We start from the raw sequence: 21,261 nt of genomic DNA, 5'->3' as shown, positions 1-21,261 counted from the left end.
AAATTGTTGCGCAACAGAAAACACTGCCTACGCTCGGAGGCAGGGCTAATTCGCTGCTACGGCCCGCTTGCGTCGGAATCGTAGCTTCGTGCGGGAGGAAGACGATGCGTTTTCGAGGGTTGATAGGTGCTGTGGTCGCACTGTGCGTCCTGGCGGGGCCGTCGATCGCCCAGCAGGAACCGGCCCGTCTCAGTGGGAGCGCGTCGCCCGCGAAAGCGCCCCCTGCAACCGTTAGCGCTGCCCCTCGCGCGCTGGTCCGCGACGATGTTGAAACATGGCTCGACGGCTTCATGGCCACCCGCCTTGAACGCAGCGACGTGGCCGGTGCCGTCGTGGTGGTGGTCAAGGACGGCTCTGTTCTGCTGCAGAAGGGCTATGGGTACGCCGATATCGCGCATCGTCGTCCTGTCGACCCGGACACTACCCTGTTCCGGCCCGGATCGGTCTCGAAGCTGATGACCTGGACAGCGGTGATGCAGCAGGTGGAACTCGGACGGATTGATCTTGATCGCGACGTCAACGCGTATCTCGATTTCAAGATTCCGCCATTCCATGGCCGTCCGGTAACGATGCGCAATCTGATGACCCACACGCCGGGCTTTCAGGAGGCGCTGAAGGATCTGTTGCTGTTCGATCCAAAGGGGCGAATGCCGCTGGGCGCCTTCCTCAAGAATCAAATTCCCCCCCGGATATACGAGCCAGGGCAGGTCCCATCCTATTCGAACTATGGTGCGGCACTTGCCGGCTACATCGTGGAACGTGTGTCAGGGCGATCATTCGAAGACTATACCGACCAGCACATCTTCCAGCCGCTGGGCATGCGCCAATCGACATTCCGCGAACCGCTGCCCGCCGGGCTGCGAGCGCAAATGTCCAGCGGGTATCAGGCCGCATCAGCTGCTCCCATGCGCTATGAAATGTTTCCCGGGCCAGCGGGCTCCGCTGCTGTGACTGCAGCCGACATGGCAAAGTTCATGATCGCGCACCTCCAGAACGGGGAATATGCCGGCGCGCGCATCCTCAAACCCGAAACGGCGCGGATGATGCATGACACGCCGCTCACCACGATAAGTCCGGTGCTCAACCGCATGATGCTCGGGTTCTGGGGCATGAATCGCAATGGACACCGCATCATCGGGCATGAGGGAGACACGCGGTTCTTCCATAGCGTGCTGAAACTGCTTCCGGATGAGAATGTCGGGGTCTTCGTCCTGGTGAACAGCGTCGGGCAGAATGAGGGGGGCCGCGCCATACGCAATGATCTCGGCACTGCGTTCGTCGATCGCTATTTCCCCGGTCCTACCATGCAGGGCAAGATGGCGCCCGATATGGCACTCGATCATGCGCGCATGCTCGCCGGTACCTATAGTCCTAGCCAGCGCTGGCAGGTGGGTTACGCATCGCTGCTGGATCTTGGCGTCCAGACGACCGTAACGGCGGATGCCGTGGGCCAGGTCACTGTGTCGTCGCTTACCGGCCTGAACGGCCGGCCGCTAACATTCGAGGAGATCGCACCTTTCGTCTGGCGCGAAATCAACGGCCAGACCCTGCTGGCGGCCAAGGCCGTTGGCGGTAAAGTCGTCCTGTGGAGCGACGATGAGAGAGCGCCGACCGGCGCCTTTGTGCCAACACCTGCCGGTCGTCGCGCCGCCTGGGTGCTGCCTGCCCTGCTGGTCTCCATGGGCATATTGCTGCTGACGACCCTGCAATGGCCCATTGGAGCGCTCGTTCGCCGCCACTACGGAGCATCACTTCCTTTCCAGGGGGGCGTTGCACGGGCGCGTCTATGGGGGCGCGTCGGGAGTGCGGCGAGCCTCACCTTGATGCTGATATGGTTCGCGACCCTGGGATATATTGTCGGCGCGTTTTCGTTCACCTCGTCGCTCGATCCCTGGATCCGCATCCTCCAGTTTTTGAGCCTTGTCATATTTCCGGCAGCCGCCGCTGTGACGGCCTGGAACCTGTGGGTCGTCACCAGGCAGATGACGGGACAGCGCAGGCTGACCTGGATCTGGAGCCTCTTGATGACGATCAGCGCGGTGATGCTGCTTTACGTTGCGCTTGCCTTCGACCTGATCGGGCTGAGCCTGGCACTGTAGGTGGAAATACGCACCCGCATCGACCCCTGGCCGACCAGAGGTGATGCGGGTGTTTCCTGAAGCCACGAATGCAAGAGTTCGCCCGGTCTCCCGCGATCAGCAAAACCCGCGATCAACGTACAGAAAGTCCATCCTTCTGAGGCTTTGTCGAAAAATCATCGAAGCCCGCGCCAGGAGCTTCGACCAGATCGAGCGGCTGGCCCGGCGCGCAGATCAACAACAATCGACAGGGGCCCTCGCCGGCGCTGACATAGGCGTGCCCCATCGTACTGTCGAAATACATGGAATCGCCCTTCTTCAGATGGGTCGGCGCGTAGGTATCTGTGTGGAGTGCGAGCTCTCCCTCCAACACCAGAATATACTCCTCGCCGACATGGCGATGATAATTGCCAAATTCTGCGAGTGTGCGCGCGCGGATCTCCGCAATGATCGGGGTAACATGCTTATCCAGCAGATCCTGCGCGTGATAGGTATACTCCCCATAAGGAGACGGAACCGCCTGGACCTCGCCGACGCGTGTCACGCTGCGCCTGCTCCGGGCGGTCCCGCCCCTGTCCACGGCGGGCGAGCGGAACAGATCGGCGATGTTAACCTCGAGCGCGACGCTGATCCGCAGCAAACGATCCATCGTCAACTCGGTCTTGCCGTTTTCTACCTTGGACAGCGTGGAGACGGGTACGCCTGTGCGTTCGCTGACCTGCGCCAGCGTCCAGCCGCGCTCGGTCCGCAGCGATTTGAGTGCCGCTCCGGGCGTCACCATTCTCGCTGGCTGGCTGCCATGGTCATTCATGTCACAATCTTTCGCTTCGGAAAAACATTGGCCTTCAGCTATCCCGGGCGAGGGTGTTGTCAATAGCGAAACAATTGGCGCGAACTTTCCCTTGGGGAATTGCCTGTCTCCGTGCCGATACGCGGTCTTTGGCATTTCAGCGCCCGCCGAAGCGACGCCGGGCTGCTACGCTGGTGGACGCGTCTTTATCTGTGATCCAACTGACCGCAATTTCGAAGGACACAGCTTCAGACGCGGACAGGTCTCTCTGCGCCAGCCACGGCGTACAATTTCCCTGTGGCATAAATATTCACATTCGGAGATAAATTTCTCCACAGAATATTTTGATTGACACCTTTGATGGCGCTGACGACAGAAGGCGATGGTCGCAGGCAACGTGCTGCGCAGTGCGCGGGCCCTGGTCAGGCTGCCATTCGGGGAGGAAGAAATGCGAGCGTCCGATCTGCGAGCGTGTACGTTCTGATGCGTCAACTGGATGTAGTGGTAGAGCGTTGGGCGCTGGCGGTCCCGGTCGTCATTTCCGGCTATTCGATGCCGGATCCTGAGCCGGTCGTGGTGACGCTTCGCCAAGGTGAACATGTCGGACGCGGCGAGGGGCTGGGTGTTTATTACCACAATGACACGCCTGCGCGCCTCGTCGAGCAGATCGAGTCGGTTCGCCTTTCCATAGAGGCCGGAGCGGGCCGTGAGGAGTTGCTCGGGCTCCTGCCACCGGGCGGGGCACGCAATGCGCTCGACTGCGCGCTGTGGGATCTCGAGGCCAAACTCTCCGGGGTTCCCGTGCATGTGCCGGCAGGGATGGACCCGCCCCGGCCGCTTCGCACGACATATACGCTGGCGGTGGACGCGCCGGACGCCATGGCCGAGCGCGCGCAGGGCGCCTATCGCGACGCCACAGCCATAAAGATCAAGCTGGCCGGAGAACCGCTCGACGGCGCGCGTATCCAGGCGATCCGTGCGGCGCGACCGGACGCGTGGCTCGGCGTCGACGCGAACCAGGGCTATTCACGAGAGCGGCTGATCGAGATGCTTCCGCTCTTCGCCGACGCGGGCGTGTCCTTGATCGAGCAACCCTGCAAGATCGGCAGCGAGGGAGAGCTTGACGGCCTCAAATCGAAAATCCCGTTTGCCGCCGACGAGAGCGTTCAATCGCTCGGTGATATCCCAGAGCTGGTTGGCCGCTTTCAGGTGGTTAACATCAAGCTCGACAAGTGCGGTGGGCTGACCGAGGCGTTGCGGATGGTCGAAAGGGCGCGTGCCCTTGGCCTGGGAGTCATGGTGGGCAACATGGGCGGCACCTCCCTGGCGATGGCACCTGCGCTGCTGGTGGGGCAGCTTTGCGATCTGGTGGACCTCGACGGCCCGTTGTTCCTCGGCGCCGACCGGGTGTCCGGCGTGATCTATGAACATGGTTTCGTCAGTGCCCCGCCGGCACTTTGGGGATGGCCTGCATGAGCCCTTCGAGCTTGGACCGCGCACCTTCCACCGGCGATTGGTTTGGGCAGCCACGGGGCCTCACCATCCTGTTTCTCACTGAAATGTGGGAAAAGTTCTCCTTCTTCGGGATGCGCGCGCTGCTCGTGCTCTATGTCACGAAGGATCTGATGTTCACCCAGGTGACCGCCTCGTGGGTTTATGGCGTATATGCAGGTGGCGTATACGCTACGCCGATATTGGGCGGAATAATCGCCGACCGCTGGCTCGGGCGACATAAGGCTGTCCTGATCGGTGGCGCGATCATGGCGCTGGGCCACTTCATGATGGCGTTTGAAAGTCTGTTTTTCGTTGCGCTGACTACCATCGCGCTGGGGAACGGGCTCTACCTGCCCAGCCTCCCCAGTCAAATCGACGGCCTCTATGAGCGCGACGATCCGAGGCGAAAATCTGCCTACAACGTCTATTATGTCGGCATCAACCTGGGCGCTTTTGCCGCTCCTGTCGTGGTGGGTACCATAGGCGAACTGTGCGGGTTCCACTGGGGCTTCACTGTCGCCGGCATCGGAATGATCGTGGGCCTGGTCACCTATATTGCCGGTTCACGGTATCTCCCTCCGGATCAGCCAAGGTCCGCATTGGTGCGGTCGGCCACACCGACAGTCGAAAGGCCGATGCAGCGTTTTCTGCTATTGGCGGCGATCGCAGCGGCAATCGTTATCTTCCGCGGCGCCTATGAGCAGCTCGGCAACACCATTCCGCTATGGACCGATACGAGCGTCAACCGGGTCGTGGCGGGCTCGTGGACAATCCCCGTGACATGGTTCCAGTCGCTCAACCCGCTGATGGTGTTTCTGCTTACCCCCTTGCTCGTGGCCTATTGGACGCGGCGAGCGAAACATAGGCGAGAGCCTTCCTCGCTTGCCAAAATGGCCATGGGCGCTGCCGTTGTCGCCATAGCATATTTGATGGTCGCGATGGTCGCCCATTGGGCTGAAATCCGCACCCTGCAGGCATCATGGCTGTGGCTTGTCGGTTTTCTCATCGTGATGACCGCTGGCGAGCTCCTCATTCTCCCGGTGGGGCTCGGCCTTTTCGGCCGCCTCGCGCCGGAGGGGCTGCGTGCGACAACGATTGCCATCTGGTTTTCGGCAGGCTTTCTCGGCAATCTTTTCGCGGGATGGCTGGGAACGCTCTGGAGCCCGCTCAGTCACGGTGCCTTTTTCCTCATCGCGGCCGGCGTTGTGGCGCTGGCGATGACATTGCTGCTGCTGTTGCTGCCCTGGGGGAGAAGCGCTGAGCGTGCAGCCTGAGACCTGCCATGACACCGACCGTTACAGGGTGCGGGAGACGCTCAGCCGCGGATGGCGATCGATCACCGGACTGACGGCAATTGATCCCCGACACCGTCGGGCTCGTCGTATCCGCCAAACCTAGAGACATCGCGAGAGAAGGGGCCAGATATGTTTACGATCTCGATCGACGGATCCCGCAAGCTCATTGTGGCCGTCCTTTCCGGATTCCTGTCGAGGGATGAGGTTCCGGCTTTCTACGCAGCCGAGCAGGAGGCTGCGCGCAAACTTGGCGTCAGGTCGGGCGAACATCTGCTGCTCATCGATGCCACGCATTTCGTCCCGCAAAGCCAGCAGGTGGTGGCTGAGCTCAAGGCCATGATCAGCACCCGCGAACTCCAGGCGGAACGGGTGGCCATCGCGATCGACACCGCGCTGCCCCGCATGCAGATGCGGCGATTGGTCGAGGATGAGAAAAATGTCGGGATCTTCGAGACGCTGCGCGAGGCCGAGACATGGCTATTCCCGGCCTCGCACGAGCAACCCTAGGCCCGGACGAGCTCGCCTGCCGGCCGACCGGTATCAGACCTTCCGATGATCTCCCGAGCCATTTTCTCCGCCACAATTTCGGGTGGAAGAAGCTCGGCACTGCTGCGTGCGAAAATTTCGAGCAGTCGCGTATGGATGGCGGCGAGCGACTGCTCGATCGGGGGAAAGTCGAGGCGTGCGCGACCCGGCATGGCGCTCGCTGCCGCGAGACCGCTGATAATACCGCCGGCATTGAGGACATAGTCGGGCGCGAACAGGATGCCCCGCGCCGCAAGAAGCTCACCTGATTGGGCTGATGCGAGCTGATTGTTCGCAGCGCCGGCGACAGCACCCGCGCGAATCTCCGGCACACTTTCCAGGTTGATCACGCCGCCAAGCGCGCAGGGCGCGAAGATGTCTACCGCCGCTGCATGGATGTGCTCGGGCGTGCTCGTCGCAGCGCCGAATTGCTGGACGGCGCGTTCGACCTGTTCGGCCCGGATATCGGCGACGACCAGTTCGGCACCCGCTTCATGGAGCCGCTCGGCCACGCCCCAGCCAACGGCACCGAGACCCTGTACTGCGACGCGCATGCCGGTGAAATCGGACCGCGCGAAGCGCGTCTCGAGCACCGCGCGCAAACCGTGCATTACACCGGTCGCCGTGTGTGCGGCGAGATCGCTGTTGCCCGCGGTGGTACCCCCGACAAATGGCGAGACTTCACTGACAATGTCCATATCGGCAACCGACATGCCGACATCCTCGCCGGTCGCGAAGTGAGAGCCAATGCGGTTGATGAACCGCCCATAGGCGTGGAGGAGTTCCCGATTCTTGATCCGCGCGGGATCGCCGATGATGACGGCCTTCCCGCCTCCGACCGGGAGACCGGCGAGCGCGGACTTGTAGGACATCGCGCGGGAGAGGCGCAGCGCATCATCGCCGGCAAGGGCGTCATGGGCATAGGCCTTGAATCGGGTTCCCCCCGCTGCCGGGCCAAGCTTTGTGGAATGGATCGCGACGATCGCGCGTAGCCCGGTTTCTTCATCGGAGAAGAAGCAGACCTGTTCGTGGGCGTCAAACTCGGGCGATTCCCAGATGCTCATCCAATTGTCCTTCGCTTGTTTCGGTGCGCCTCATCACCAAGCACGTTTTTTCTCACAGGAAAAGTGCTGAAAGTTTTTCTGAGAGGCTGTGTCGGGCTCATTGGTCGAGTCGATATCGCTATACGTGTGATAAAATGGTGTATTGTCAATTGAATAGGTAAAGATGGCCGCTGCATTCCGTCAGCCGTCGCCCCTGAGCTGCGCAGGCCCAGATCGCCGTAATTGATCCATTTGCTATAAGGGAAATTGTTGCTATGTCGAAAAAACGGGCGCGGGAACGACCGCCCGTGTTTGGGAGGGTATGTGGCTCGCACAAAACGGTTCGCGCGCTTTCTGCTGCCCGGCCTGGCTTTCAAGGCGGCGGTGATCGGTGGCGGCTATGCCACCGGCCGCGAGCTCGCGACTTTTTTCGTGCCCAGCGGGCCAATTGGAGGATTGGCGGCGATGTTGCTGGCGATGGCGGTCTGGAGCGTGGTCTGCGCTGCCACCTTTGCCTTCGCGCACCGCACCGCAAGCCAGGATTACAGGACCTTCTTCAGCAATCTGCTCGGCCCGTTCTGGCCGACCTATGAGATTGCCTGGTTCCTCGCACTCATGCTCATCCTGGCTGTCTATGCGGCGGCGGCGGGGGCGATAGGGCACAGCCTTTTTGGCTGGCCGGAGCTGGCGGGGGCGTTGCTGCTGACAGTGATGATTGCAGCCGTGACAGCCTGGGGCAATCACGCGGTCGAAAGATTGTTCAAATACGTCTCAATCCTGCTTTATGGCACCTATGCGGCCTTCGTTGTGCTGTCGCTCACCCATTATGGCGACCGGATCGTCGGCGCCTTTCAGGCAGGAGGCTGGCAGTCCGGCTGGGCGAAGGGCGGCATCACCTATGCGAGCTACAATATTATCGGTGCGATCGTTATCTTGCCGGTCACACGGCATCTGACCTCGACACGCGACGCGGTCATCGCCGGCATGATCGCGGGACCGCTCGCAATGCTGCCCGCGATCCTTTTCTTCATCCCCATGGTGACCTGGTTCCCCGGCATCGCGAACGAGGCGCTACCGTCGGATTTTCTCCTCGAGCGGCTCAATCTGCCGTGGTTCCGCATCCTCTTCCAGATCATGATTTTCGCAGCGCTGCTCGAAAGCGCCGTGAGCGGCGTGCATTCGATCAACGAGCGCGTAGCCACTGTCTGGAAGGCGCGGCGCGGGGCGGAATTGACGCCGGGCGCGCGCGTGGTGCTTACGCTCGGCGTGCTCGCGGTCTCGGTGTTTGTCGCCGGTCGTTATGGCCTCGTGGCGCTTATCGCCCAGGGGTATAGCTGGCTCGCTGCGGCATTCCTCCTGATTTACGTGCTCCCGCTGATGACGCTCGGGCTGTGGCGCCTCGCGCGCGGGCGCATGCCACCATCCAGCCTGCCGCCGCACGGTGTGCACTGATGGCTGACTTACCCCCAGTGGAGAATGTGATGGCTGCCCCAGACGCAGTGACACTTGATGACAAATATCGGCTCGACGGGGAGCTGGCGCTCGTAAGCGGCCGTCAGGCGCTCGTACGCCTGCCGATGATCCAGCGTGCGCTGGATCGCCAGCAGGGGTTGAACACAGCCGGCTATATCAGCGGGTATCGCGGATCGCCGCTCGGGGGATTCGACGCCGAACTCTGGAAAGCGCGCAAGCAGTTGGAGGCGCACGATATCATCTTCGAACCCGGCGTGAACGAGGATCTCGCGCTGACCGCGCTGGCCGGGACCCAGCAACTCGATTTCCTGCCCGGGCGTCGCGTCGATGGCGTGTTCGGCCTTTGGTACGGCAAGGGGCCAGGCGTCGATCGGTCGGGCGACGCGATCAAGCATGCCAATCTCGCCGGGACCTCGCCGCTCGGCGGCATCGTCCTTGCCTTCGGGGACGACCATGCCGGCAAATCTTCTACCACGGCGCATCAAAGCGAGCTTACCCTCGCGAGCTGGGGCGTGCCGATCCTCTACCCGTCGACGATCGGCGAAATCCTCGAATATGGTCTCGCTGCCTTTGGCATGTCCCGCTTTTCGGGCGCACTGGTAGGGCTCAAGCTGGTCAACGAAACCGCCGAGGCGACCGGCGTCCTCACGTTCGGCGAACCTCCCAGCTTCACCATGCCCCCTGTAAGTTCGCCGTCTGGCGGTGTGCATCTGCGGCGGGAGCTTCTGGCGATGCTCGACCAGGATATGCGCCTGCAACGCGAGAAGTTGCCGCGAGCGCAGATGTTCGCCCGCCATAACGGGCTGGATCGGGTCGCCTTCGGAAGCGACCGGCCGCACTTCATGATCGCGACCGCGGGCAAGCCCTATGCTGACGTCCTGGCGGCGCTGCAGATGCTCGGCATCGATGAGGCGACCGCGCAACGCGCAAGGATCGGCGTCTACAAGATCGCCCTTACCTTCCCGCTCGACGTGGTTGGCATGGTGCCGGTGGCTGCGGCTGCTCGGGAGATATTCTTCGTCGAGGAGAAACGCGCGCAGGCCGAGCCTCAGGCGCGCGAGGCGTTCTACAATCTGCCGACCCGTCCTCGCATCACGGGCAAGACGGATCCCGAAGGATTGCCGCTCCTGCCGTCTGATGTGCCGCTCAGCGTGCCACTGATCGCTGCGGTGCTTGCCCAACGCCTTCAGCATGTGCTGACAAACAAGCGCCTTTGCGCCCGCGTTGCAGAAGCCGGCGCCCGCGCCCGCACGATGCTTGAAGCGAGCGCGGCTCAAAAACCGATTGCCGTGCGTCGCCCCGCATTTTGTGCCGGCTGTCCGCACAACAGCTCCACCAAGGTACCCCAGGGCTCTTTCGGTGCGACCGGAATCGGGTGCCATGGCATGGTCATGTTTCATCCGGAGCGAAATCCGCTCCCGATGGGACAAATGGGAGCGGAGGGTGCCAACTGGATCGGCCTTTCGCGCTTTACCGACATACCCCATATCTTCCAGAATCTCGGCGATGGCACCTACAGCCATTCAGGGTCGCTTGCGATCCGCGCCGCAGTCGCTGCGCGCACCAACATTACCTACAAGATACTTTACAATGACGCAGTCGCCATGACCGGCGGTCAGCCGGTCGAGGGAGGGCTGACCGTAGGGCGCATCGTGCAGCAGGTACTGGGCGAGGGCGTGGGCCGCACCGTCGTCCTTTCCGATGACCCGAACCGCTTTTCGGGCGAGGACAGCCTGCCCGCCGGAACCGAGCTGCGTCATCGCGACGCCCTCGCTGAGGTGCAGGAGGAGTTGCGGTCGACGCCAGGCGTTACGGTGATCGTCTATGATCAGGTCTGCGCTGCAGAGAAGCGTCGACGGCGCAAGGTCGATCGGTTTCCTGACCCGGACAGGCGCGTGTTCATCAATGCCGAGGTCTGCGAAGGGTGCGGCGACTGCTCCGTTCAATCCAATTGCCTCGCGATCCAGCCGCTCGAAACCGAACTCGGCCGGAAGCGGCGCATCGATCAGTCCGCGTGCAACAAGGACTTTACTTGCCAGAAAGGGTTCTGCCCGTCCTTCGTGGTGGTTGAAGGCGCGCGGCCGCGTCGGCACCAGGCGGCAGCTGCGGCGTCTGCACAGCCACCGGAGCCGCCGATCCGATCGATTGGCGACGGCTTCGATATGGTCATTGCAGGCATCGGCGGCACCGGCGTCGTAACGGTCAGCGCGATTCTGGGCATGGCGGCGCGGATCGCAGGCTTCGGCGCCAATCTTTACGACATGACAGGTCTCAGTCAGAAGGGCGGGGCGGTCTTCAGCCATGTTCGCCTGAGAGCGACAGCCGACGCCGTGACGCCGGCGCGTGTCGGGCATGGCGAAGCGGACCTGATACTGGCCTGCGATCTCGTCGCCGCCGGTCAGGCCGAGGCGACGGCAACTATCGCGCGCGGGCGCACGACGATTGTCGCGAATAGCGATCTGACCGCAACCGCCGACTTTCAGAGCGCTCGCGACGCCCGCCTTCCCGGGGCCGACCTCGTTGCCAAGCTCGAATCACTGGCTGGTCGCCCGACGCACCTGTTGGGTGCGGCCCAGCTTTCTCAGGCGCTTATCGGTGACACGATCGCCGCAAACATGCTCCTGCTCGGCTTTGCATGGCAGCAAGGGGCGATCCCGCTCGAGCGCAGCGCTATCGAGCAGGCGATCCGCCTCAACGGTGTCTCGGTGGAAGCCAATCTCAAGGCCTTCGCGGCAGGACGGGCGGCGGCCGTAACAGACGCTGAAGATCCCGCTCCGCAAACCCTAGCGGACTTTATCGACCGGCGTGCCGCCGATCTGACCGCCTATCGCAACCGCGCTTATGCGGACAGATATCACGCGCTGATGGTGAAGGTTTGCGCAGCCGCGAATGCGGTCGAGGGCGGCGAGGCCTTTGCCTGGGCTGTCGCGCGGTCGGCCTACAAGCTGATGGCCTATAAGGACGAATATGAGGTCGCGCGCCTGTACTCCGGCAGTAGCTTCCGGGCTGCGCTGGATCGGGAGTTCGAAGGCATACGCGGCATGAAATTGCAGCTGGCGCCTCCCTTGCTTGCGCGCATGGACAAATTGACCGGGCGTCCGCGAAAGATGAGCTTTGGCGGGTGGATCTTCCCGGTGCTGCGCGTCCTGGCGGCGTGCCGCGGCTTGCGCGAGACTCCCTTCGATCCGTTTGGTCGCACCACCGAACGACGTGTCGAACGAAAACTCAGAGAGGCCTTTCTCGCGCGGATCGCCAAAGCGACCGAAGCTCTCACCGCCGACACTCTGGAGGAGCTCGTTGGCCTGGCGGAGCTGCCGATGGAGGTCCGCGGCTTTGGCCCTGTAAAGCACGATATTGCAGCAAAGGTGCTGGCCGTCATGGACGAGGTTTCGGAGCTCGCAGATTATTCCTTGCCGTCGCGAAAAGAGCAGGCGCAGCTTTAGTCGCTGTTCCACAAGCCGCTTTGAATTCGGCGCGGGGATACATTGGCGGGCCCAAGGGTGGGGTCCAATCGGATACGAGGGGGTCAAGGACTTGAACGGATGCCATCTACTCCTCGTTGGCAGAGAACGTCGTTCCGCCTTGAGCTGACCAGCACGATCGTCAGCGCGCTGCGGGCAACTGTGTCAAGAACCGAGCTCAAAGCACTCATGAAGGCGGTCGCGCTCGAAATGGGCTTTCGCCATTATGCATTGATCCATCACGACGACCTCCGGGTGCCAAGCCCCGACCGCGTCGATCTCAAGGATTATCCCGCGGCGATCACTGAACGTTTGATCGGGCAGCATCGGTATCGCCGTGATCCCGTCATCCGGGGCTGCATCTTCGCGGATAGCGCCTTTCTCTGGTCCGAACTTTCCCGCTTTATCCGCTTGGACCGGCACGATCGCGCCAGCTTCGAGCTTGGCGCGCGCGAAGGGCTGAATGAGGGTATCACTGTGCCCTATGTCCGCCTCGGTGATCGCATGGGATCCTGCACCTTCGCTGGAATGCTCCGCCCCGAGCGCGCGCATCGTTACCTTGGTGCGGCGCAGATGATCGGCATCTTCGCGTTCCAGGCCGCACGGCGGATGGTGTTGGGAGAAGTGTCAGTCGTCCCAGCCTTGCCGAGATTGCACCCGCGTCCTCGCGACTGTGTCATCCTTGCCGGGCGTGGGCTTTCAAATAAGCAGATCGCCCGGGCGCTGTCCCTGACGCCCCGAACCGTGGATGGCTATCTGACCGAAGCCCGCCGCTTGTTCGATGCCCATGACCGTACCGAACTGGTGGTGAGCGCGGTCCTGGCGGGCGAGGTCGGACTGGACGAACTCCGGAGCCGTCAACCCGAGTAATCACTCGGTCTATTTCAGTGAGCTCGCGGCTGCTTCCTTCGTGTGCGGGAAACACGAGCCGGGAGCACCCCATGATCCACATCATCGACAACCATCTGGCGCCACGGAACCTTCCGCTGCTCCAGTCCATGTTCGCCGATCGCAAGCGTCTCTTCATCGACCTGTTTGGCTGGGACGTGCCGGTGATCGACGACCAGTACGAAATGGACCAGTTCGACAATGCCGACACGGTCTATCTGATCGTCGCCGACGAGGAAGGCGGGCATGCGGCTTCGATCCGGCTGTTTCCAAGCACCCGGCCACATATGCTCGGCACGCTGTTCCCTCACCTCTGCCCATTGGGCGTACCGGTCGACGAAGCGACGTGGGAAAGCACGCGGCTCTGCCTGCCCCAGCGACACGGCGCCGAGCGCCGCCGCGAGCTGCGCAACATGCTGTTCTCGGCGATGGTCGACGTCGCGCTCGAACGTGGCATCGAGCGTTATACCGGCGTTATCCCGGACACGTTCCGCAAGGAAGTACTGTCGCTGGGCTGGCAGGCCGAGCCGCTCGGCCCCGCAGTGCGAATTCCGGGCGGGCCGATCGGCGCCTTCCTCATCCATGTCCGGCCGGACACACCGGAGCGGCTTGGCTGGACCGGCGTCTATTCTCCCGTGCTCGATCAGGTGCCGGCGTGAGCGCCGCGGTTGATCGCCATGTCGGCATGCTCGGGCGGGACGGCTGGTGCGTGTTCGGGCGCGGTGTCGAGCCTGCCCTGATCGCCGGAATCGCGGCGGATCTTAACCCTCGCTTCGCCGCGACCCCGCTTTGCCAAGGCGCCTTCTATGGAGAGCGGACCAAGCGCTTCGGATCGCTGCTGACGCGTTCGCCCGCGATCGGACGGCTGGCGATGCATCCGCTGGTCCTCGAGATCGTCGAGCAGATGCTGCTGCCATGGTGCGAGCGGATCGCGCTCAACCTCACCCAGGCGATCGAGATACATCCCGGCGCGCTGCCACAGCTGCCTCACCGCGACCAGGATATGTGGCAAGGCCCGAAGGGCGGCCTCGAATATCTCGTCAATGTCATGTGGCCGTTGACCGCGTTCACGCGGGCAAATGGCGGCACCCGGCTGTGGACCGGGAGCCAGTTCGACCAGGACGTTCCTGTCCTGCCCGAAGAGGAGTCGGTCGTGCCCACGGTGGCGCCGGGCGATGCCCTGATCTTCCTCGGCTCCACCCTCCACGGCGGCGGCGGCAATGCCAGCGCCGCACCGCGGCGGGGGATCGTCATCAGCTACTGCCTCGGCTGGCTGAAGCCGTTTGAGCTGCAATGGCTGGTCTATCCGCCGCAGGTGGCGCGCCACTTCTCGCCGGAACTGGCCGCGCTCGTCGGTTACGCCCAGCATCGGCCCAACCTCGGCAACGTCGAGGGGCAATGCCCGTCGATCCTGCTCGGCGACCATGTCCCGGACCATCTTCCGGCCGTCGATGCGCTTCGGCCGGACCAGGCCGAGGCTGCCGCGATGTTCGTCCGGTCGCAGATGGGCGAGCCCGGCTGAGGTCGGCACGGTGAGCATGCCCGATTCCGCCGCCTATGAGGCGATTGTCCGCCGAGGACGCAGCGCGCTCGCCTGGGAAGTGCTTCGGCGCGACCCGGCCTACCGTGCGGCCTATGCCGGTCTGCCGGCCCTGCCGCCGACCGGCGTGGCAGCCGATGCCGACTTCGTCGTGCGTTGGGGGCTGCACTTTCCCTGAGGATCCGGCCCGGACGTGCGCCTGTGTGCTGCCGATTTGGTCGGCGGCCGTAGACCCGCGCGTACTCGCCGTCCGCGCCATGCAGCCATGCGGTGGTCACGCCCGGTTGTTCGATGGGCAGTCACCCGATGTGCGCGTGGTGCGGGGACCGCGTTGCGAGCATCTGGTGATCGACCGTGGCAGCGAGATCATCCGGCTTGACGTGATCGATGGGACGGTCACAGCCGGGCCGGTAACGCTTCGTTTCGATCTGCCCGATGACGATCGTCTCGGCATGCAGTTATCGGCGGTGCGGGCGCTTCGCGGGCCGGTGCCCGCCATACGGCCGCAAGGTCAACTAGCGCGCAGTCTCCTCACCTTGCAGGCCGTCGACGCACGCGACGCCGGGGCCAGCCTGCGGGAGATCGCCGGCACGCTGCTTGGCCCTGGCGCCTGGCCTGGAGACGGTGAACACCGGAAATCGCTAGTGCGGCGAATGATCATAGCCGGCGACCGGATGATCCGCGCCGGTCCGGCCGGCGCTTTATTTGGTCGACCGCGCTGCGCGTGACAATTACATCCATTATGAATGTGATTTGCAGCGATCGACGTTCAATCTGAGCGCCGCCTTCAACCCGCGGACTGCGGTGTCTCGGACATCAGGAGAATGTGGGGCTCGACGCCAAGCGATGCGGCCAATTGATCGAGCCGGTCGATGCTGAGGCTATATTTTCGCCGTTCGAGCGCACTGACATATGTTCGGTCGATCCCCGCCGCGTCGGCCAGGGCTTCCTGGGACAGGCCCTTCGACGTCCTCAGCGCTTTGAGATTGCGGGCAAGATTGTCTCGACTCGACACCAGCCATGATGGACGTCATTGTCGAGTGATGATCCACGGAGTATACTCGTCAGTGTGATTTAACGGAGGTCTGGCGGAGTGATCGCGGTCGAACGAAGGGCGCCAGAAGGCGATGCGGTGGTCGACTATGATCGCCGTCACCTAGCGCTCTACGCGGCCCTGCTCGAGGCGGCTGACGCTGGCCAGGCGTGGCAGGACACGGCGACGTCGCTGATGCGGCTCGATGTCACTGAATGCGACGCGGAGGCCTGCTGGCGCTCGCATCTCGAGCGGGCGCGCTGGATCGTCGGTGATGGTCTCGGTATCGCGATCGATGCGTTCAACGAGCGCAGGTCAGAATCCATAGTCTAATAGCGCCGGCGCCCGGAGACCCATGCGACTGCGGCTTGGGAGCAATGCGATGGAATCGGCAATGAATTGAAGCTATCCCGGGGTCGTGGATAGCGACGAAGCAAGGGTCTTTCTGATCGCCCGGGACCTGATCGCCGAACATGGCGATGATGTTGCGCGTTTCCTCCAGGACAAGATCGATGTGCTGACCGCCGCGCGCGACTATGGGCAATTGTCGGAATGGTTCGTCATCCGGAATGCCGTCGCGCTCTCGCTGGGATCAAGTCCAACGGTTCAATAGTCGACCCGTATTGCGCGGCGTTTCCTGCGGATTGATCGGACCTGAGTCTTCGCGCGTAACCGCGAAACACCTCGCCAACGCTCTCCGGGTCAATTCAAGACGAGACGCGAACCGGCGCCTCGCACGTCCGTGCGACCGCGCTCTACTTCGACCGCCGCCAAGGCGCCGGTCTCCGCCGAGTCCCTTTCGGGTCTCGGCCATCCGGTCACGATCGCTGGCGCGGCTGTTGACGCCGCGCTCCCGCGCGGCGGCGTTGTCTGTGCCTCTCCCGGTACGGCGGGTGCGGGCGGCGCTCCCGGCTAGGCCCGTCGCGGGCGAAGCCAACCCCTTCGGGGTGCTCCACATCCGTTCCGCCCTGACGGTGTCTTCGCCCGCTCGAAGCCGGGCCTCTTGGTCGCGTCTCGCCGCCCACCCCCGCCTTCCGGGGAGGCTTGCTGCTTTTCGGGTGGCGATGGAGGACAGCGATGCGCAAGACCACCAGCCGCCGTGCCCGCCGCGAGGGTGCCGAACCGAACCGCAACGAGGGTCGCGCCAACCTCTATGACGAGGTGACCGCGCGGATCGTCGCCGAGCTTGAGGCCGGGCGGTTCCCGTGGGTCCAGCCGTGGGGAGGGACGGGCGGAACCGGCCCCGGCCTGCCGCGCAATGCGCTCACCGCGCGCAGCTATTCGGGCGTCAACGTGCTGATCCTGTGGGGGGCGGTCATCGAGCGCGGCTGGCCGTCGCAATCGTGGCTGACCTTCCGGCAGGCGCAGGACGCGGGCGGATGCGTGCGCAAGGGCGAGCATGGCGTGACCGTCGTCTATGCCGACCGCTTCACTCCCGAGGCCGAGAAGGAACGCGCCGCGCGCGAGGGCGGCGACCCCAAGGCAGTGCCGTTCCTCAAGCGCTTCACCGTGTTCAATGTCGCGCAGTGCGAAGGGCTTCGGCCCGGCCTTGCCGCCGATCCCGCGCCGCTTCCCGAGCGCGAGGTCGTGCCCGTCGCCGAGGAGGTGATTGCCGCATCGGGCGTCGATTTCCGCATCGGCGGCGACCGCGCCTTCTATGTCCCGAGCGAGGATTTCGTGCAGGTGCCGCCGCAGCCCGCCTTCTACGAGCAGATCAACTATTACCGGACCTGCCTGCACGAACTGACCCATGCCACCGGCCATCCCGTGCGGCTGGCGCGGAACCTGACCAACAGCTTCGGCAGCAAGGACTATGCCCGCGAGGAACTGGTCGCCGAGATGGGATCGGCCTTCCTCTGCGCCGCGCTCGGCATCGTCCCGACCGTCCGCCACGCCGACTATCTGGCATCGTGGCTGGAGGTGCTGCGCGAGGACAATCGCGCGATCTTCCGGGCGGCGAGCGCCGCCAGCAAGGCCGCCGACTGGCTGCTCTCCCGCCACCGCGAGGCGCAGGACGCCAGCGCCGAGGGGAGGCTTGCGGCATGATCCTCCTCACCCCCGAGCTTCGCTTCGCGCTGCGCGCGAACGAGATCAACCGCCGCGCCGCCGCGATTGACGGACAGGCCGAACCCGACCCGGTGCCAGTCGTCAAATTCTTCAACCCACTTGGCGCGGCGACATGGCTGGCGACCGAGCTTTACGACGACGGCGACACGCTGTTCGGGCTTGCCGACCTTGGCTTCGGCTGCCCCGAGCTTGGCGTGTTCAGCCTGTCCGAAATGGCCAGCGTCCGCCTGCCGTTCGGGATGGGGATCGAGCGCGACCTGTCGTTCGAGAGCATCCATCCGATTTCGGCATGGGCCGTATGGGCGCGCCGCGCCGGGTCGATCCTGTGGGCCGAAACCCTTCTCCGCCGCGCCGCCCGAGGCGGCGACGGCCCCGAGCTTCCGCCCTCTGGCGGATGACGCGCGGCGCGTTTTCGCCGCTTGAGTAGCCGGCCCGCCATCCCGGAAAGAGCGACGGACCGGCACTCCATACGGAGTGCGTAAGATGAAACTCGACTTTATCGACCTTGGCAAGCTGTCCGTCAGCAAGGCCAACATGCGCTATGCGAAGAAGGCCCCGGACGTGTCGGACATCCTTCCGACCGTGCGCAAGCGCGGGGTTCTCGTGCCCCTGATCGTCCGCCCGAATTGCGGCCCCGACGCCTTCGAGATCGTCGCGGGCGCGCGGCGCTTCACCGCCGCGAAGATCATCGCGGAGGAAAAGGGCGAGGGCGAGCCGCTGCCCTGCGCCATCCTTGAGGACGGCGACGATGCCGACGCCATCGAGGCGTCGATGATCGAAAACATGGCGCGGCTCGACGCCGACGAGGTGACGCAATGGGAGAATTTCGTCCGGCTGGCGAAGGAAGGCCGCAGCATCGAGGACATCTCCGCGACCTTCGGGCTTCCCGACCTGATGGTCCGGCGCGTTCTCGCGCTCGGCAACCTGATGCCGCGCATCCGCGATCTTTACCGCAAGGAGAAGATCGACGCGGCGACCGTCCGGCATCTGACCCTCGCCAGCAAGAGCCAGCAGCGCGCATGGCTGGCGCTGTTCGACGATCCCGACGCCTATGTCCCCACCGGACGGCAATTGAAGGCATGGCTGTTCGGCGGGCAGGAGATCAGCACCGACAAGGCGCTGTTCGACTTGTCCGAATACAAGGGCCAGATCATCGGCGACCTGTTCGGCAAGGAGCAGTTCTTCGCCGACAGCGATGCGTTCTGGACCGCGCAGAACGAGGTGATCGCGGAGCGCAGCGAGGGCTATCTGGAGGCCGGATGGTCGGACGTGGTGGTCGTTCCGCCCGACACCTATTTCCACGTCTACGAGTTCACCAAGGCCCCGAAACGCAAGGGCGGACGCGTCTATGTCGATGTGCGTACCAGCGGCGAGGTGACCTTCCACGAAGGCTATCTCACCACGAAGGAGGCCAAGCGGCTCGAACGGGGCGAGGCACCGGACACCGGCATCAAGCCCGCGCGACCCGAGGTGACGAGCACGATGCAGACCTATATCGACCTGCATCGCCATGCCGCCGTGCGCGCTGCGCTGACCGGCCATCCCAAGGTCGCGCTGCGCCTGATGGTGGCACACGCCATCACCGGCTCGCATCTGTGGAGCGTGAAACCCGAGCCGCAGACCGCGCGCGGCGAGGAGGTGCGCGAGAGCGTCGAGACGTGCCGGGGCGAGGCCGATTTCGACGAGAAGCGCCGGGCGGTGCTGGCGCTGCTCGGCTTCTCCCCCGACGAGCCGACCGTGACCGGCGGCAATGGCGACGACTATGGTCTGGCGGGTGTGTTCCTCCGCCTGCTCGACCTGCCCGACCGCGCCGTCATGGACGTGATCGTCATCGTCATCGGCGAGACGCTGGCCGCTGGCAGCGCCGCCGTCGAGGCGGTCGGCATGACGATCGGCATCGACATGGCCCGCTATTGGCAGGCCGACGACGCCTTTTTCGAGCTGGTCCGCGACAGGGAAGTGCTGACCCGGATCGTCGCCGAGGTGGCGGGCGAAACCGTCGCCGCCGCCAATGCCAAGGAGAAGGGCAAGACCTTGAAGCGGATCGTCGCCGACCATCTGGCGGGCGGGAACGGTCGCGCCAAGGTCGAGAACTGGGTGCCGCGCTGGATGGCCTTCCCGCCGTCCGCCTACACTACGCGCGGCGGTGTCGGCACGGTCTAGGCCCATGCCAAGGTCGAGGCGGCGCGCCGCACCGACGACGAGCCGGACCCCGCAGCGCCGGGCGCGGTGCTGGCGCTGCCCGCGCCTGCCCGGGAGAGCCAGCCGGTGCCGCTCGCGGCGTAAAATGGGACGGGCGGGGGCGACCCCGCCCGCATCCCGGACCCCGAAAAATCCGCCGCGCGCCTCCGCCGTTCCGGCGTCGGCGCGCGGTTTTTATCTTTCAGACGAGACCGTTGTCGATTGGAAGCGTGAGTTGACCATCGTGGAAGGCGGGCGGCGGCGCCAGCCGCGCGCCGATCCAGCCGGCCAGCGCATCGACGGCGCGCAATCGCTCATGCGGGGTGAAGGCGGCGAGGCCCTGGCGATAGGCAAGCGGCGCATCCTCGAGCGCGCGGGCGATGGTGCCAAGGGTTTCGTGATCGACTCGGGTCATGTCGCCGATTAGAACAAAAATGGAACAAACCTGCAAGAGGCGACGATATCGCCCGCTTCAACGCGCTCCTTCACCCTCGGCAAGGGCGGCCTCGATCATCTCTTGCCAGACCTCGCTGTCAGCGCCGGCGGGCGCGTTTGCCCGCACCGCATCGAATAGCGCGCGAGCCTGTGGCACGTAGCTCCGCCACATCGGCGCGCCCTCGAACTTGATGTTCTCGGCATGGCCGTCGAATTTGCAGAGCGCTCGTGCCGCCCGTTCGATCGTCTTCATCGTGCGATAAACCTCTCGGCGCTGCACGTCGCCGCATCATAGGCTTTGACCACGCCTGAGTGCATCCGAAATCAGCGCGCGCTGTCGCACCAGTTCGGCTTGGGCTTTCCGCGTGGCCACCATGTCGCGATCCCGAGCCGAACCAGCTCGGTCCCGAGGTCGTGGCCGTCGAGAACGACGGTGGCGACGGTCCGCCTGTAGCTGCGGCCGACGCGACGAAAGGTCACGTCCCGGCCCGCAAGCAGCGTCGTCGCGCGGTCCTTCGCGCGCAATCCCAGCGCAACCTCTCCGGCGCATCTGGCCTGGTCGCGGTGCGTTTCCGGGGCGTCGATACCGGCGATCCTGATCCGCTCGCCGCTTTCCAGCCGGAAGGTATCGCCGTCCGTGACCCAGGCGATGCGGCCCGAACCGTCATGGTCCGCCGCGCCGGCGGGCGGAGTCGTCAGCATCGCGGCGACAAGGACGGAGAGCGCAAGGGCACGAAGCACGGACCCGATTATCGCGGTGCCGGGGGCCGATTGTCGAGCGTCATGCGCACTGCGCGAAACCTCCCGCATCCCGGCTGCCGCCCTGAACGGACCTCTCTCTCGGCGGGTCTGGCAGGGTCCGCCGGTCCCGCAACGGCGTCGCCGGCCTTCTTCCCCGGCGTGTTCCACGCCTTCCTCGCGAGGCAAGAAGCCCGGCTTTGGCCGTCCTCCGCTCTGC

The 21,261-nt window shown here is 64.3% G+C and carries 22 protein-coding genes; 16 read left to right on the top strand and 6 right to left on the bottom strand.

Features of this window, described 5'->3' with window-relative positions; genetic code table 11:
- Nucleotides 1–104 precede the first annotated feature (104 nt).
- Entirely contained in the window at nt 105–2,099 is a 1,995-nt protein-coding gene (locus ACZ1I2_RS01240) for a serine hydrolase domain-containing protein (RefSeq protein WP_465175380.1), read from the top strand.
- Between the two features lie 112 nt (nt 2,100–2,211).
- Here the strand turns inward: ACZ1I2_RS01240 and ACZ1I2_RS01235 are convergent, their stop codons facing one another.
- A complete protein-coding gene (locus ACZ1I2_RS01235; protein WP_465175381.1) occupies nt 2,212–2,889 on the bottom strand; it encodes a helix-turn-helix domain-containing protein in 678 nt (225 codons plus the stop codon).
- 462 nt (nt 2,890–3,351) lie between these two features.
- On the opposite strand from ACZ1I2_RS01235, the gene ACZ1I2_RS01230 reads away from it, so the two are divergent.
- The 3 genes from ACZ1I2_RS01230 to ACZ1I2_RS01220 all read left to right on the top strand — a co-directional run bounded on the left by ACZ1I2_RS01230 (nt 3,352) and on the right by ACZ1I2_RS01220 (nt 6,164).
- The gene (locus ACZ1I2_RS01230; RefSeq protein WP_465175382.1) at nt 3,352–4,344 is read left to right on the top strand and encodes a dipeptide epimerase; all 993 of its coding nucleotides are present in this window, start codon (nt 3,352–3,354) and stop codon (nt 4,342–4,344) included.
- A complete protein-coding gene (locus ACZ1I2_RS01225) occupies nt 4,341–5,636 on the top strand; it encodes a peptide MFS transporter (protein ID WP_465175383.1) in 1,296 nt (431 codons plus the stop codon). Before ACZ1I2_RS01230 ends, ACZ1I2_RS01225 begins: the two co-directional genes overlap by 4 nt.
- A gap of 150 nt (nt 5,637–5,786) precedes the next feature.
- Nucleotides 5,787–6,164, top strand: coding sequence for a hypothetical protein (locus ACZ1I2_RS01220; RefSeq protein WP_465175384.1), 378 nt, complete (start codon nt 5,787–5,789; stop codon nt 6,162–6,164).
- On the opposite strand, the gene ACZ1I2_RS01215 is transcribed toward ACZ1I2_RS01220, so the two are convergent.
- Nucleotides 6,161–7,246 (bottom strand): Leu/Phe/Val dehydrogenase, encoded by a 1,086-nt coding sequence (locus tag ACZ1I2_RS01215; protein WP_465175385.1) that lies wholly within the window; start codon nt 7,244–7,246, stop codon nt 6,161–6,163. The two genes, ACZ1I2_RS01220 and ACZ1I2_RS01215, sit on opposite strands and share 4 nt — an antisense overlap.
- Nucleotides 7,247–7,537: 291 nt before the next feature.
- Here ACZ1I2_RS01215 and ACZ1I2_RS01210 point away from each other — a divergent pair, with 291 nt between their 5' ends.
- The 7 genes from ACZ1I2_RS01210 to ACZ1I2_RS01180 all read left to right on the top strand — a co-directional run bounded on the left by ACZ1I2_RS01210 (nt 7,538) and on the right by ACZ1I2_RS01180 (nt 15,315).
- On the top strand, nt 7,538–8,677 hold the full coding sequence (locus ACZ1I2_RS01210; protein ID WP_465175386.1) for a YkvI family membrane protein: 1,140 nt from the start codon (nt 7,538–7,540) through the stop codon (nt 8,675–8,677).
- A 29-nt stretch (nt 8,678–8,706) separates the two neighbouring features.
- The gene (locus ACZ1I2_RS01205; protein WP_465175387.1) at nt 8,707–12,141 is read left to right on the top strand and encodes an indolepyruvate ferredoxin oxidoreductase family protein; all 3,435 of its coding nucleotides are present in this window, start codon (nt 8,707–8,709) and stop codon (nt 12,139–12,141) included.
- 207 nt (nt 12,142–12,348) lie between these two features.
- A complete protein-coding gene (locus ACZ1I2_RS01200) occupies nt 12,349–13,029 on the top strand; it encodes a helix-turn-helix transcriptional regulator (RefSeq protein WP_465181555.1) in 681 nt (226 codons plus the stop codon).
- 71 nt (nt 13,030–13,100) lie between these two features.
- Entirely contained in the window at nt 13,101–13,706 is a 606-nt protein-coding gene (locus tag ACZ1I2_RS01195; RefSeq protein WP_465175389.1) for an acyl-homoserine-lactone synthase, read from the top strand.
- 26 nt (nt 13,707–13,732) lie between these two features.
- Nucleotides 13,733–14,569, top strand: a complete 837-nt coding sequence (locus tag ACZ1I2_RS01190; RefSeq protein WP_465177202.1) for a phytanoyl-CoA dioxygenase family protein — start codon at nt 13,733–13,735, stop codon at nt 14,567–14,569.
- 16 nt (nt 14,570–14,585) lie between these two features.
- Nucleotides 14,586–14,765: a transcriptional regulator domain-containing protein gene (locus ACZ1I2_RS01185; RefSeq protein WP_465177203.1), complete on the top strand. Its 180-nt coding sequence runs from the start codon at nt 14,586–14,588 to the stop codon at nt 14,763–14,765.
- A gap of 166 nt (nt 14,766–14,931) precedes the next feature.
- A complete protein-coding gene (locus tag ACZ1I2_RS01180; RefSeq protein ID WP_465175390.1) occupies nt 14,932–15,315 on the top strand; it encodes a DNA -binding domain-containing protein in 384 nt (127 codons plus the stop codon).
- Between the two features lie 59 nt (nt 15,316–15,374).
- Here ACZ1I2_RS01180 and ACZ1I2_RS01175 read toward each other — a convergent pair whose 3' ends face one another.
- Nucleotides 15,375–15,602, bottom strand: a complete 228-nt coding sequence (locus ACZ1I2_RS01175) for a helix-turn-helix transcriptional regulator (protein ID WP_465175391.1) — start codon at nt 15,600–15,602, stop codon at nt 15,375–15,377.
- A 78-nt stretch (nt 15,603–15,680) separates the two neighbouring features.
- Here ACZ1I2_RS01175 and ACZ1I2_RS01170 point away from each other — a divergent pair, with 78 nt between their 5' ends.
- The 5 genes from ACZ1I2_RS01170 to ACZ1I2_RS01150 all read left to right on the top strand — a co-directional run bounded on the left by ACZ1I2_RS01170 (nt 15,681) and on the right by ACZ1I2_RS01150 (nt 19,850).
- On the top strand, nt 15,681–15,953 hold the full coding sequence (locus ACZ1I2_RS01170) for a hypothetical protein (protein ID WP_465175392.1): 273 nt from the start codon (nt 15,681–15,683) through the stop codon (nt 15,951–15,953).
- Between the two features lie 85 nt (nt 15,954–16,038).
- Entirely contained in the window at nt 16,039–16,233 is a 195-nt protein-coding gene (locus ACZ1I2_RS01165) for a hypothetical protein (protein WP_465175393.1), read from the top strand.
- A gap of 464 nt (nt 16,234–16,697) precedes the next feature.
- The gene (locus ACZ1I2_RS01160; protein ID WP_465175394.1) at nt 16,698–17,666 is read left to right on the top strand and encodes an ArdC family protein; all 969 of its coding nucleotides are present in this window, start codon (nt 16,698–16,700) and stop codon (nt 17,664–17,666) included.
- Nucleotides 17,663–18,085, top strand: coding sequence for a DUF2958 domain-containing protein (locus tag ACZ1I2_RS01155; protein ID WP_465175395.1), 423 nt, complete (start codon nt 17,663–17,665; stop codon nt 18,083–18,085). Before ACZ1I2_RS01160 ends, ACZ1I2_RS01155 begins: the two co-directional genes overlap by 4 nt.
- Nucleotides 18,086–18,170: 85 nt before the next feature.
- Nucleotides 18,171–19,850 (top strand): ParB/RepB/Spo0J family partition protein, encoded by a 1,680-nt coding sequence (locus ACZ1I2_RS01150; protein WP_465175396.1) that lies wholly within the window; start codon nt 18,171–18,173, stop codon nt 19,848–19,850.
- Between the two features lie 220 nt (nt 19,851–20,070).
- Here the strand turns inward: ACZ1I2_RS01150 and ACZ1I2_RS01145 are convergent, their stop codons facing one another.
- From ACZ1I2_RS01145 to ACZ1I2_RS01135, 3 genes are all read right to left on the bottom strand, one after another.
- The gene (locus ACZ1I2_RS01145) at nt 20,071–20,283 is read right to left on the bottom strand and encodes a DUF6771 family protein (RefSeq protein ID WP_465175397.1); all 213 of its coding nucleotides are present in this window, start codon (nt 20,281–20,283) and stop codon (nt 20,071–20,073) included.
- A gap of 57 nt (nt 20,284–20,340) precedes the next feature.
- Nucleotides 20,341–20,556 carry a hypothetical protein gene (locus ACZ1I2_RS01140; protein WP_465175398.1) on the bottom strand — a complete coding sequence of 72 codons (216 nt, stop codon included), beginning with the start codon at nt 20,554–20,556 and terminating at the stop codon, nt 20,341–20,343.
- Nucleotides 20,557–20,627: 71 nt separating this feature from the next.
- Nucleotides 20,628–21,044 (bottom strand): thermonuclease family protein, encoded by a 417-nt coding sequence (locus ACZ1I2_RS01135; protein ID WP_465175399.1) that lies wholly within the window; start codon nt 21,042–21,044, stop codon nt 20,628–20,630.
- Nucleotides 21,045–21,261 lie beyond the last annotated feature (217 nt).

The organism is Sphingomonas sp. BL-S-29 (assembly GCF_055521495.1).
The sequence above is the reverse complement of the archived record's forward strand: the minus strand, read 5'-3'. Positions and strand labels throughout refer to the sequence as shown.